This is a genomic window from Cohnella cellulosilytica (assembly GCF_042431195.1).
In the GTDB taxonomy this organism is placed as follows: domain Bacteria; phylum Bacillota; class Bacilli; order Paenibacillales; family Paenibacillaceae; genus Cohnella; species Cohnella cellulosilytica.
In genome coordinates this window covers 201,611-213,875 of the sequence record NZ_JBHMDN010000079.1, presented here as the reverse complement: position 1 = coordinate 213,875, position 12,265 = coordinate 201,611, and the positions used below count along the sequence as shown (strand labels likewise).

Below are 12,265 nucleotides of genomic sequence, written 5' to 3'. Positions count from 1 at the left end.
CGCACAATTGGAAAGGGGATCTGTTCATGTCATCCGCCAATCTTAAGGCGCTTGCCGAATCCAGCAGGGAGAAGCTGAAAGCGGCTATCGATCCGATCGAGCAATTTCTGAATCATCACGCGCTTGAGCAGCTTATCCAGCATGCGGACAATCCCGACGAGGAAGTCTTTTATTCCGGATTGCTGTCGGATCTGAGGCATCTGCTGGTGTTCTCCGAAGTGGCGTACGAGAAGCTCGGAGCTGTGCTGAGAAGGCCGAACCTCGACAGCGATTTGGCGGAGCGCGCGCTGTACGAGGTTTATCATAACGGCGTCAATTCGTTCTTTTATCCGAAAAATGAATGTTATTCCGAAGACGGAAGATACGCATATACGGGACAAGACGCGATCCGTTTCCGGATGAAGCCGGTTCGCGCCGCGCGTGACGTCATTTTGTCGATATCCCGCGTCTACGAAGAGCTACGCGACGATCTGTCGTATTACGAGAGCGATTACTTAACGAATCGCCGCATGCAAGGACAGGCGAAATAGCAAATCTGGCTGCAACCTCCGCCCCCTGACGGTATACCCCGCTTTCGCGGGAGAACACTAGTCAGGGGGGTGATGATTATGCCGAAAGGCGTAGCTTGCAGCGTAAGCAATTGCGCGTTCTGGAAGGAAGGCAATGCCTGCGGAGCCAGCGAAATCATGATTGAGGTGGACGCGCATGCCAACCTGGGCCGGAACGAAGAATTTGCCGAGGAATTCGAAGGACACCGCGATAAAGCGGCGACTTCATCCGTTACCTGCTGTCTGACGTTTGAGCCGAAATCGTAATTCCAAGCAAAACGCCTTCGGAGTCTGTAGGACGAAGAATGCGTTTTGTCGAGACGATCCGGAATAAGGATCGCGGATTTATACTTTCCGAATCGGTAAAATAGGTCTTGAGAAGCGTTTCGGGCGGTCGGTCGGGACTGGTCTCGCTTCCGGGATTGTTGTACAATGGAAATAATCAACTACAATCTGATTATCGGGAGCCGATCGACTTTGAATATAACGACCGATCCTCGACTGCTCAAGCAGATGCTGCTTGCGCAATGGACAACGGAAGCGAACCCGTTCGCCGGGAAGGCCGCCAACGGCGCGGCGGAAGAAAGCGCGGGCGTATTCGATCTGCTTCTCAGCCAGTATACGGCGGATTCGCAAGCTTCGGCGGCGGTCGAAGCCGCGCCGCTTAATCGACTGTCCTCCTCTTCCGTTTATTGGGGCGGGGCGCTGGCTCCGGCCGGCTCGTCCTCGGACTTCGACGATCTGATCGTCGCGGCGGCGGAGAAGTACGGCGTGGACCCGGCGCTGATCAAAGGCGTCATCCAATCCGAGTCCTCCTTTAATTCGAACGCCGTATCCGGGGCCGGAGCCAAAGGACTGATGCAGTTGATGGACGATACCGCACGCGGGCTCGGAGTGGCCGATTCGTTCGATCCGGCGCAGAACATCGACGGCGGAACGCGATTCCTGTCCTATCTGTTGCGCAAATACGACGGCAACGTCGCCACCGCGCTGGCGGCCTACAATGCGGGGCCGGGACGCGTCGACCGGCTGGGCCTGAAGAACGATCAGGACGTCGAAGCCCGGCTGCACGAGCTTCCGTCCGAGACGCAGGGCTACATCCGCAAGGTGCTGAACGCCACCGTCCAGTGGAGCGTCTAACTTAACCGGCCGAACCGGTTTTCCCGGAACGGCAGCGTCGGCTTTAACAAGCGAGACGGGACGGCTGCGGCCGCTGCCCGTCTTTTTAATTTTCCGAATGGAGAACGCCAATGAACACCTATTATTTCGACCACTGCGCTTCCTCGCCCATGCCGCAGATGGTGATCGACACGATGACCGAGCTGATGAAGCTGCACTACGCCAACCCGTCTTCCCTGCACAAAGCCGGGACCGACGCCATGAAGCTCGTGGACAGAGCCCGCGCCAGCGTGGCCGAGCGGATGGGCGCGAAGTTGCGGGAGGTGCTGTTCACCTCGGGAGGGACGGAAAGCAACAATCTGGCGATCAAAGGGCTGTTGGGCCAGACGGGCAGGTCGCCCAAGCATATCATCGTATCGCCGGTCGAGCATCCCTCGGTTCATGAATGCGCGCGGCAGCTGGAAGCCGAAGGAGCGGTTGAATTGACGGTGCTGCCCGTCGACTCCGCCGGCAGGGTCGATCCCGGGGACGTCGCCGCGGCGATTCGCAAGGAGACGGTGCTCGTCAGCGTCATGCATGTGAACAACGAGACGGGAACGGTTCAGCCGATCGAGGAAATCGGCCGAATCGTCCGCAAGCATGCCCGCATCCGCTTCCATGTGGACGGCGTCCAGGCGATCGGGAAAGTCCCGTTCGATTGGAAGGGCTCGGGAGTCGATTTCTACAGCGGCTCGGCCCATAAGTTCGGCGGTCCCAAGGGAGTCGGCCTTCTGCTCGTGAAGGAAGGGATCGAGCTCTCGCCCTTGCTTAGCGGGGGCGGCCAGGAGAACGGCATGCGCTCGGGCACGCTTAACGTTCCGGCCATTGTCGCGATGTCTCAGGCGCTCAGACTGTCGATGGAACGAAGGGAAGCCCGTCGTGCGACGATGTACGAGCTGAGAAGGCGGCTGCTGGCCATCGTTGCGGAAATTCCGGCGTGGGTCGTCAACGGAGCGGCGGACGAACGAGATACGGCGCCGCATGTCGTGAATTTGTCTTATCCGGGAATGCGGCCGGAAGTGATTATCCATATGCTCGAGCGGGAAGGCGTCTACGTGTCCACCCAGTCGGCGTGCTCCTCCAAGAGCCTCAAGCCGAGCCGCGTGCTGCTGGCTATGGGATACGACGCGGATCGCTCGTCGGGGAGCATTCGGATCAGCTTCGGCGACGAGCATTCGATTCGGGATATCGAACATTTGGGCGAAAAGTTAAGGTCGGTCGCGGCCGATTTGAAGCCGCTGGAGAGGACAGGGAAATGAACTATGAACTGGTGTTGGTCCGCTTTGGAGAAATCGTCATTAAGGGGCGCAACCGCAATCGATTCGAAACGATGCTGCTGACGCAAATCAGATTGGCATTGAAGCCGTTCGACAAGCTCGAATTCGTCAGAAGCTACGCCCGGGTTTACATTCGTCTGAACGGCGAGAGCTACGAGCCGGTGGCGGAGCGGCTCAAGGATATTTTCGGCGTTTTGAGCTTCAGCCCGGTGATCGGCTCGGAGCTGGAGCTGGAGGCGATTCGCGAAAATTCCTTGAAGCTGATCCGCAATTTGAGCGTGCCGCCGAGCACGTTCAAGGTGTCGGTCAACCGGGGCTGGAAGCAGTATCCGCACAATTCCATCGAAATGAATCATCTCGTCGGCTCCCACGTGCTGCGGAATACGCCGGATTTGAAGGTCGACGTCCGTCGTCCCGACGTCGAATTGAAGGTCGATATCCAGAAGGACATGGCCTATATTTATTGCGAGGTCGTGAAGGGAGCGGGAGGTTTCCCGCTGGGCATGAACGGCAAAGCGATGCTGCTGCTGTCCGGAGGCATCGACAGTCCCGTGGCCGGCTGGATGGCGATGCGCAAAGGGCTGCGGGTGGAGGCGGTTCACTTCCACAGCTACCCGTTCACGAGCGAGCAGGCGAAGGACAAGGTCGTCGAGCTGGCGAGAAGATTGGCGTATTACGGCGGGAAAATCAGGCTGCATCTGGTGCCGTTCACCGAGGTTCAGACGAAGCTCGCGAATTCCGGCCACGACAACCTGATCATTACGCTGATGCGCAGAAGCATGCTGCGCATCGCCGAACGGCTGGCGGAGCAGAACGACGCGCTGGCGATCGTGACCGGCGACAGCCTCGGCCAGGTCGCCAGCCAGACGCTCGGCAGCATGAACGTGATCGGGCGCGTGGCTTCCCTTCCGCTGCTTCGGCCGCTGGTCATGATGGACAAGCAGGATATTATCGGCTATGCCGAACGAATCGGTACCTACGAGACGTCGATTCTGCCGTACGAGGATTGCTGCACGCTGTTCGTTCCGAAATCGCCGGCCATCAACCCGAACCTGAACATCGTCGAACGGGCGGAAGCGATGATGGGCGGCGAGCTGGATCGCCTGATCGACGAAGCGGTCCAGGGCACGGAAGTCGTCGTGCTGAAAGCCGGCGAAGAGGCCGAAGCATCCGCCGGGGAACAACGGCGGGAGGACGACTGGTTCTAGGAGCAAGCAAGCCGCGAATCGCGCGTTAATGCGATTCGCGGCTTTTTTTGGCGGCGAATACGGGCGCCCGCTTGCTCTCGTCCTTGGCGCGGCGGCGGGCTTTGACGGAATTCGTCCATAAGCCCGCGGCCAGGATCAGGGCGATCAGACCGGCGATGAATATCCAGTACAGAACGGGATTGCGGTCGAAGAAGGCGGCGAATTCGCCTTCGTGGGCAATCATTTTGGCTGCCGTGTACGCCAGTACGCCGGAGCCTAAATAGATGATCCACGGATATTTGCCCATCAGCTTAATAAACAGCGTACTGCCCCAGACGACGATCGGGATGCTGATCGCCAGTCCGAGCACGACGAGGAAATAATCTCCGTGAGCGGCTCCGGCGACGGCGACGACGTTGTCCAGTCCCATCGCCGCGTCCGCGATGACGATCGTGCGCACCGCCGCCCACAGCGTCGTTCCCGCTTTGACGCCCTCGTGCGGATCGTCCTGCACGAGAAGCTTGTAAGCGATCCACAGCAGCAGAGCTCCGCCGAAAGCAAGGAGGTAGGGGATTTTCAGCAAAGCGACGATGAGCAAGGTGGCGGCAATCCGAACGAGCACGGCTCCCGCCGTGCCCAGAACGACGGCTCTCTTCTGCTTATCCTGCGGCAGGTTTCTGGCCGCCAGGCCGATGACGATGGCGTTGTCCCCCGCCAGCAGCAAATCGATGAAGACGATCGTCGCCAGAAGAGACCAGAATTCAAAGCTCAGCACATCCCATCCGAACACTTCCAAGTTTATCCCTCCCTTGCGAATTCAAGCAGTTATACGGCTCAGCGGCGTGATCGGTTCAAAAATAATTGCCGTTCATATCCCGGGCTGCTTGTTCATAAATTGGGTAAGAGGGGGTGTGCCGAATGAACATGATGGAATCGGTGCTCGTATTTCTGGAAATCGTCATGATCAACCTGCTGCTGAGCGGCGACAACGCTATCGTCATCGCCATGGCCGGACGCAGGCTGCCGCCGGAGCAAAGAAGAAGCGCCGTCTGGTGGGGGGCCGCCGCGGCGATCGTTCTCCGATGCGTGTTGACGCTCGGAGCGATCGCGCTGCTCAACATTCCTTTTCTGCGGACGGTGGGCGCGGTGCTGCTGCTGGCCATCGCTTACCAGCTGCTGATGGACCATAAAGAGAAGTCCGCCCATACCCAGGCCGCGAATACGCTTGCCGGGGCCGTGTGGACGATCGTGCTGGCCGATTTCGTCATGAGTCTGGACAACGTGCTGGCCGTCGCCGCCGTCGCCAAGGGTGATACCGCGCTGCTGATCATCGGCATCATCATGAGCATTCCGATTATTATTTGGGGCACCAACTTTATTATGCGTTTGCTGGACAAGCTCCCGGGCCTGCTTTATTTGGGAGGCGGGCTGCTCGGCTATACCGCGGTGGAGATGGCGCTGGGCGATCCCGGATGGCAGCCGTACCGGCACCTGATCTCGGCCGACGCGGAAAGGCTTATCCCGCTTATGGCGGTCTCGGCGCTCCTCCTGGTCGTATTGATCGTGCGGAAGCGAAATCGGCAGGCCGGATAGGCATCTGGTCCCAATCTTCGAATGCTTAGGGAAAATTTTGCTTTCATGAACTGGTTTTTTCCCCCGACTTCCATTAAACTAAAGGAAAAAGCCGTCACGCTTCGTAGACCGGAACGTGAACTGCTGAGAAGAAGTGGGGGAGCCGTCGTGAACAGACAGTCCGCAGCAGTCGGAATCGGAGTCGTGGCTGTTGGCATAATTATTCTTCTAGGCAAATTGGGTGTGTTCGCGTTTATAGGCGCCGTTTTCTGGCCGTTGTTCGTGTTGATTCCGGGAGTGCTGCTTCACGTTCTCTATTTCGGCCGCATCGTTCCTTCGATCGCCTTGATTCCGGCAGGCATTCTTACGGTCGTTTCGTTCGTGTTGATGATCGGCAACTGGTTCGGATGGGGGCTGCTGAAATACCTCTGGCCGCTGTTTCCGCTGGCGATCGCCGTCGGCTTGTATGAATATTATATTTTCGGCTACGATCGTTCCAAGCAGCTGTGGCTCGTATCCGTCGGGCTGGCGGGGCTGTCCCTGCTCTTCTTCGTCATGACGCTGCTGTGGGCGTGGGGCATCTATCTGCTGGCGATCCTGTTGATCGGCGGGGGCGCGTGGCTTGTCGTTCGCAGACCGAAGATTTGGTAATGAAGCCGGCGCGGCGTTGAAGCGAGAGAAATCGGTTGGCTTTTTCACCAATGTAGCGTATAATATAAGGGATGAGGACCAGCGGGCATCTCATGGCGCTGTGTCGATCGTACCGGTAATGGTTATCAACGTCGGCCTCGTGTCGACGTTTTGTTTTGGGAATAAGGGAAACCCGGGCGGCCGCGCGCTTTGCGGGGGCTAACCGGAGAAACCGACAGAGACAACAAGGAGTGGAAGCATGCATTCAAGAGACAAAATTCGCAACATCGCCATCATCGCCCACGTCGATCATGGTAAAACAACGCTGGTAGACCAACTGCTGCGTCAGTCGGGCACGTTCCGCGAGAACGAACAGCTGCAGGAGCGCGCCATGGACTCCAACGATCTGGAGCGGGAACGCGGAATTACGATTCTTGCCAAAAATACGGCGGTCAACTATAAGGACACGTTGATCAACATCGTCGATACGCCGGGACACGCCGATTTCGGAGGAGAAGTTGAACGGATTATGAAAATGGTCGACGGCGTGCTGCTCGTGGTCGACGCTTTCGAAGGGTGCATGCCGCAGACGAAATTCGTGCTGCGCAAGGCGCTTCAGCAAGGTCTGACCCCCGTCGTGGTGCTGAACAAGATCGACCGCCCGGCCGCCCGGCCCGCCGAAGTCGTCGACGAAGTGCTGGAGCTGTTCATCGAGCTCGAAGCTTCCGACGAGCAGTTGGATTTCCCGGTCGTATACGCCTCCGGCCTGAACGGCATCGCCGGCAACTCGCCGGACGATCTGCAGCAGACGATGGAGCCTCTCTACGAAATGATTCTGGAGCATATCCCGTCCCCGAAGGAAAACCCGGAAGAGCCTTTGCAATTTCTCGTCACGCTGCTCGATTACAACGAGTATTTGGGCCGCATCGCCATCGGCCGCGTCAACCGCGGACAAATCCGTCAAGGCCAAGTCGTGGCGGTCATCGACCGCGAGGGAGCGGTGAAGCAGGCCCGCATCGAGAAGCTGTTCGGCTTCCAGGGGCTTAAGCGCATCGAGGTGGAAGCGGCGGCCGCGGGCGACATCGTCGCCATCGCCGGCTTGAAGGAGATCAACATTGGCGAGACGATCGCCGATCCGAGCCGCCCGGAGGCGCTGCCGGTGCTCGCCATCGACGAGCCGACGCTGCAGATGACCTTCCTCGTCAACAACAGCCCGTTCGTCGGACGGGAAGGCAAGTGGGTCACCTCCCGCAAGCTGCGCGAGCGTCTGTTCAAAGAGATCGAGACGGACGTGAGCTTGCGGGTCGAGGAGACGGACAGCCCGGACGCGTTTGTCGTCAGCGGCCGCGGCGAGCTTCATCTCGGCATTCTGATCGAAAACATGCGCCGCGAAGGCTACGAATTGCAAGTATCCAAGCCGGAGGTTATTCTGAAGGTGATCGACGGCGTAAAAAGCGAGCCGATCGAGCGGCTGCTCATCGACGTGCCGGAAGAGAACATGGGCGCGGTCATGGAGAGCCTCGGAACGCGCAAGGCGGAAATGGTCAACATGATCAACAACGGCAACGGCCAGGTTCGCCTGGAGTTTCTGATTCCCGCGCGCGGTCTGATCGGCTACAGCACGAACTTCCTGACGCTGACTCGCGGCTACGGCGTTATGAACCATGCGTTCGACAGCTACGGACCGATGGTCGGCGGCCAGGTCGGCGGCCGGCACCAGGGCGTGCTGATCGCGAGCGAGACCGGCAAAACGACGATGTACGGCATGCTGTCCGTAGAGGACCGCGGCATTCTGTTCCTGGAGCCGAGCGAAGAAGTGTATGAGGGCATGATCGTGGGCGAGCATACTCGCGATAACGATATTATCGTCAACATTTGCAAAGAGAAAGCTCTGAACAACATCCGTACGGCGAACAAGGAAGAGACGGTCAAGCTGAAGTCGCCTCGTCTGATGTCGCTCGAGGAAGCGCTCGAATATTTGAACGACGACGAGCTGTGCGAGATTACGCCGAAGAGCATTCGTCTGCGCAAAAAGGTACTGAACAAGAGCGAGCGGGACAGAGCCGAGAAGCATCGCCGGATGGCCGAGACGGGCGTATAAAGCTCCGAACGTGAGAAAAGGGGGATTCCCATGCAGCAGTGGTTTCACGATCACCCGATTATTTCTTATATTCTCATCGTCGCGTGCACGATTTATATTTTCAATACCGTGTTCAGGGTCGGGAAGCTCCCGATCCTGAAGGAAATTCTCGTCCATCTCGTATTGGCGATCGGCTGTCTGGTGCTGCTGCTGCTGCAGCTGGACAAGCTGCCGATCATCCAGTGCATGGCCGTCGCGGTCGCCATGATGCTGCTGCTGCGCCTGCGCCAGATGTACGACAAACGCAAAGCTTACCGGAAGAACAAGGACGGCGAGGCGCCGCGGGTCGGTTGATCCGCGGTCGCCCGGTTATCCGGGGACGCCGCTTACGAGAGGGGAAACCGCCGTGTCTCTGATGGATGCTTTATTTTACTGGCTGCAAATGAAATGGATCGTCTTCAAGCGGCCCGATGACGAGGCCGCGCGGGAGACGCTTGGCTTTTTCGCGCAAATTTTGTCGGAAGACCACCGGTTGACGTCGTTCGATGTCCGTTCGGAGGACGAAGGCAAAGTATACATAACGTATGTCGAAGCGGAAAACGGGACCGAGCGCACGGTCTGGTTCGACCGTGAATCCGTAGAGCAGCTGAATCGGGATATGTTCGGAGAGCCTGCGGGCTGCGGTCCGGATTTCGAAACCGAGGACGAGGAGGAACAGCCTTGAGTCAGAATACACCGTTGCCGTCCCGTTCGAGCCGAAACGCCGCTCCCAAAGCATCGAAGAAGCCGAAGAAGTCCCGCGGAGGATTTCGCTGGGGCAGATTTATTTTCATGCTGCTCGCCATTGCGATCGTGCTGCTTGCGGGTTACGTCGCTACCTTGTATTTCGGCTCCTACAAGCCGAATCTGTCCAAAATCGCCAAACAGCAGGAAGACGGAATCAGCGGACCGGTCGTCACGACGATTCCGAAGGAGGAGCGCGCGCAGGTCAAGCCAATCTCGCTTGTCCTGCTCGGACTCGATACCCGCAGCGAAACCGGCAGCATGAACACGGACGTCATGATGGTGGCCGCGTTTAATCCGCAGACGAAAACGGCGACCGTCGTCTCGATTCCGCGGGACAGCGACTTGAACGTGGACGGGTACAAGCGGCACAAGGCCAACGGTTATTACGCCGCCTTCTACATGTACGGCAAAAACTCCGAAAAGCTGGAGAAGGAGAGATTGCCGGCTTACGCGCGGGACGAGACGCGGCTGCTGCTGTCGAGATTCTTCGATGTTCCGATCGATTACACGGCGGTGATCGATTTTCAAGGCTTCGTCGACGTCGTGGACGCGCTTGGCGGCGTTCAGGTCAACGTTGATCAGAATATGCGATACCAGGATTCGGTCGACGGCACCGACATCAATCTGCGGAAGGGCGAGCAGGAGCTCGACGGGGAGCAGGCGCTCGGCTTTGTCCGCTATCGGCAGTCGAACCGCAACAAAGGCTTTGAGCCGACGGCGGAATCCAGCGATTTTCAGCGCAACGAGCGGCAGAGCCAGGTGCTCGGCGCCATCGTCGACCGGATGAAGTCGCTCGGCAGCGTGACGAAGGTCGGCGGGCTGCTGGACGCGGTCGGCAACAATCTGCGGACGGATATTCCCGCCGCGCAGATCGAGAACATTATCGCCACCTACTTCGGCATCAACCGGTCCGACATTCGCTTTATTCCGCTGACGGGCACCTGGAAAAGTCCTTACGTCTATCTGGACGAGGACAAGCTGGCGGAAGCGAAGCGGGCGCTGGGCGAGGATCTTGATCCGGCGGGGCGCGGAGGCGCCGCGACGGTCGGAGCATCCGCCAGTAAGTAGGATTGGCGAAGCGGGGCTGTTTCCTAAGCCTGCCAAGCTGCTTCAAAAGAGACAATCGATGAACAAGGCGCAAGGGGTATGTACCTCCTTCCGATGCTATATGCTCCTGAAACGGGAATGATTAACCCGTGACAGGGTGATTTCAGGAGCGTATGAGGCATCTCCAGGAGGTACATCCCCCTTCTTTGTCTATCGATCCTCTCAAGCAGCTCTGCCTTCGAGGACAGCCCCTCTTGCGATTAACGGAGGATAAAATTTTGCGCGAGTAAATCCCGCCACTCGGCGTAGGAGGCCCAAGCTCTGCCGTGCTCCAGCATCGCCTTCGCGGTATACAGTCCCTCTTCGACCGATCCGACCCGATCGGCAAGGTGGAGCCGATAGGCCGCGTTCAGCAGAACCTGGTTTGTGAAAGCCAGGTCGGCATCGCCGCGGAGCACGGCTTCGGATGCTTCGATCTGCGCGGCGGCCGTCCATTCCCTGTCCGGAACGGGAGCGTCGAGTCCCCAGGCTTCGGGACTGACGACGTGCAGGCTGGCGCTTCCCCGGTCGACGGCATATGTGCGGGTCGGGCGATCGACGAATAGATCCTCCGAGCCTTCCGCTCCCTGCACGATCAGCGCTTTGCGGTAATTCAGCGTCGTTAGGAGACGGGACAGCCGATCGAACACGGTGTTGTGGAATACGCCGAACACGAGGTAGGGAGAACGGCTGTAGTCGATCAGCTTTTCCGCCGTATTCAGCACCGTTCTCATGCCGAGCTGTTCCCGGATCGGACGAAGCTCTCCGAGCGGCGGGCACCATTGCTCCGCCGGCACGTACAGAATCCCGGTTTGCTTTGCGGCGGAGACGAGCGTCTCGCGGGGCAGTTCGTCCGGGCGAATGCCGATGACGCCCAGCATATCGTGAAGCGTGATCCCCCATTTGGGCGGAAGGGAGCCGCTTCCGTGAAGCGTAATCGGCAGTCCCGCCGCGGCCAGAACGAACGAGCACGCGAACGAGGCGTAGAACGACTTCTTGCGCCCGTCGTAAGGCCCCGCGCAGTCGAGGCCGTCCTCGTGCGGAGGCTCGCGGAAGGCGGCCGCCCTGCACGCTTCCACGAACGCTTGAAGCTCCTCGACGCTCTCCATTTTAATTCGTTCGGCAATGAAAAACGCGCCGATCTGGGCGGGAGTCGCCCGCAGGCTCAAGATTTCTTCGGCCGCCCGCAAGCTTTCTTCGTAGGTCAAATCCCGCGCTCCGCGCTTGCCTCTCCCGACTTCCTTTAACCATGCGATCATTTCCGTTTCGCCCCTCTCTCTTTGTTTTCCTGCAGCAGCTGATGCACCTTGACGATCGAGGTGGCCACGTCGACCATTCTTTTGCGCTCGTTCATCGCCTGCTTGCGCAAAATGTCGTAGGCTTCGGATTCCGTCACGTTTTTGAGGTCGCATAAAATTTTTTTGGCGATATCGATCCATTTTCTCTCTTCGATACGCCCGAGCAGCTGTTCGCGTTCGCTCTGCCACTGTCTTCGTTCCATGAACTGCTTCGAGCCGATATGAAGGGCCCAATGAATTTCGGAGCCGGACATGGAAGGCGTCAGCAGGCCGTCGAGCGAGATATCGTCCTCGCAGGCTTCCAGGGATTGGGCCGCCGCGGCTTCGTCGCACCACCACAGGAGCGGCAGGGGCTTATTCTCCAGCAGATAGCCGCCCCAGCCTTTAATCGCATGGATCGGCAGCTGCATGATCGCCGCATCCGCGTCCTTGACGAGCCGAAGCGCCTGGTCCTGCGAAGAAGTCGCGAATACGAAGTAGCCGTGCGAACGAAGCGTCGATTCGGGGGAACGCGCCTTGGGCGAGGGAGGCAACGATTTCTCCGCCGAGGGAGCGCGATTGTGAATAACCAACAAGGAACGCATCGTCGATCACCCCGTCTCTGTAGATGTAACCTAATTTTTCATTATGTCATATAATCTCA

General features: G+C 58.6%; 14 protein-coding genes. 11 read left to right on the top strand and 3 right to left on the bottom strand.

The window, feature by feature from the left end:
• Positions 1-26 precede the first annotated feature (26 nt).
• The 5 genes from ACFFT4_RS34220 (at position 27) to thiI (ending at position 4,191) form a co-directional block, all read left to right on the top strand.
• Positions 27-530 carry a YpuI family protein gene (locus tag ACFFT4_RS34220; RefSeq protein WP_378054188.1) on the top strand — a complete coding sequence of 168 codons (504 nt, stop codon included), beginning with the start codon at positions 27-29 and terminating at the stop codon, positions 528-530.
• A gap of 78 nt (positions 531-608) precedes the next feature.
• A complete protein-coding gene (locus tag ACFFT4_RS34215; protein WP_378054186.1) occupies positions 609-815 on the top strand; it encodes a DUF1540 domain-containing protein in 207 nt (68 codons plus the stop codon).
• Between the two features lie 165 nt (positions 816-980).
• Complete coding sequence (locus ACFFT4_RS34210) at positions 981-1,688, top strand: lytic transglycosylase domain-containing protein (RefSeq protein WP_378054184.1); 708 nt, start codon at positions 981-983, stop codon at positions 1,686-1,688.
• Positions 1,689-1,798: 110 nt separating this feature from the next.
• Positions 1,799-2,965: a cysteine desulfurase family protein gene (locus tag ACFFT4_RS34205; protein WP_378054182.1), complete on the top strand. Its 1,167-nt coding sequence runs from the start codon at positions 1,799-1,801 to the stop codon at positions 2,963-2,965.
• Complete coding sequence (thiI, locus tag ACFFT4_RS34200) at positions 2,962-4,191, top strand: tRNA uracil 4-sulfurtransferase ThiI (protein WP_378054180.1); 1,230 nt, start codon at positions 2,962-2,964, stop codon at positions 4,189-4,191. The genes ACFFT4_RS34205 and thiI overlap by 4 nt, the downstream gene beginning before the upstream one ends.
• 25 nt (positions 4,192-4,216) lie before the next feature.
• Here thiI and ACFFT4_RS34195 read toward each other — a convergent pair whose 3' ends face one another.
• Positions 4,217-4,966: a TerC family protein gene (locus ACFFT4_RS34195; protein WP_378054178.1), complete on the bottom strand. Its 750-nt coding sequence runs from the start codon at positions 4,964-4,966 to the stop codon at positions 4,217-4,219.
• Between the two features lie 122 nt (positions 4,967-5,088).
• On the opposite strand from ACFFT4_RS34195, the gene ACFFT4_RS34190 reads away from it, so the two are divergent.
• The 6 genes from ACFFT4_RS34190 to ACFFT4_RS34165 all read left to right on the top strand — a co-directional run bounded on the left by ACFFT4_RS34190 (position 5,089) and on the right by ACFFT4_RS34165 (position 10,306).
• Positions 5,089-5,763 carry a YjbE family putative metal transport protein gene (locus tag ACFFT4_RS34190; RefSeq protein WP_378054176.1) on the top strand — a complete coding sequence of 225 codons (675 nt, stop codon included), beginning with the start codon at positions 5,089-5,091 and terminating at the stop codon, positions 5,761-5,763.
• A 147-nt stretch (positions 5,764-5,910) separates the two neighbouring features.
• Positions 5,911-6,393 carry a hypothetical protein gene (locus tag ACFFT4_RS34185; protein WP_378054174.1) on the top strand — a complete coding sequence of 161 codons (483 nt, stop codon included), beginning with the start codon at positions 5,911-5,913 and terminating at the stop codon, positions 6,391-6,393.
• Between the two features lie 238 nt (positions 6,394-6,631).
• Positions 6,632-8,473, top strand: a complete 1,842-nt coding sequence (typA, locus tag ACFFT4_RS34180; RefSeq protein ID WP_378054172.1) for a translational GTPase TypA — start codon at positions 6,632-6,634, stop codon at positions 8,471-8,473.
• Positions 8,474-8,503: 30 nt separating this feature from the next.
• On the top strand, positions 8,504-8,806 hold the full coding sequence (locus ACFFT4_RS34175) for a YlaH-like family protein (protein WP_378054170.1): 303 nt from the start codon (positions 8,504-8,506) through the stop codon (positions 8,804-8,806).
• 52 nt (positions 8,807-8,858) lie between these two features.
• Positions 8,859-9,176, top strand: coding sequence for a hypothetical protein (locus tag ACFFT4_RS34170; RefSeq protein WP_378054169.1), 318 nt, complete (start codon positions 8,859-8,861; stop codon positions 9,174-9,176).
• The gene (locus ACFFT4_RS34165; protein WP_378054167.1) at positions 9,173-10,306 is read left to right on the top strand and encodes an LCP family protein; all 1,134 of its coding nucleotides are present in this window, start codon (positions 9,173-9,175) and stop codon (positions 10,304-10,306) included. Before ACFFT4_RS34170 ends, ACFFT4_RS34165 begins: the two co-directional genes overlap by 4 nt.
• A gap of 239 nt (positions 10,307-10,545) precedes the next feature.
• Here ACFFT4_RS34165 and ACFFT4_RS34160 read toward each other — a convergent pair whose 3' ends face one another.
• Positions 10,546-11,583 (bottom strand): anthranilate phosphoribosyltransferase, encoded by a 1,038-nt coding sequence (locus ACFFT4_RS34160; protein ID WP_378054165.1) that lies wholly within the window; start codon positions 11,581-11,583, stop codon positions 10,546-10,548.
• The gene (locus ACFFT4_RS34155; protein ID WP_378054163.1) at positions 11,580-12,206 is read right to left on the bottom strand and encodes an ANTAR domain-containing response regulator; all 627 of its coding nucleotides are present in this window, start codon (positions 12,204-12,206) and stop codon (positions 11,580-11,582) included. The genes ACFFT4_RS34160 and ACFFT4_RS34155 overlap by 4 nt, the downstream gene beginning before the upstream one ends.
• Positions 12,207-12,265: the final 59 nt, after the last annotated feature.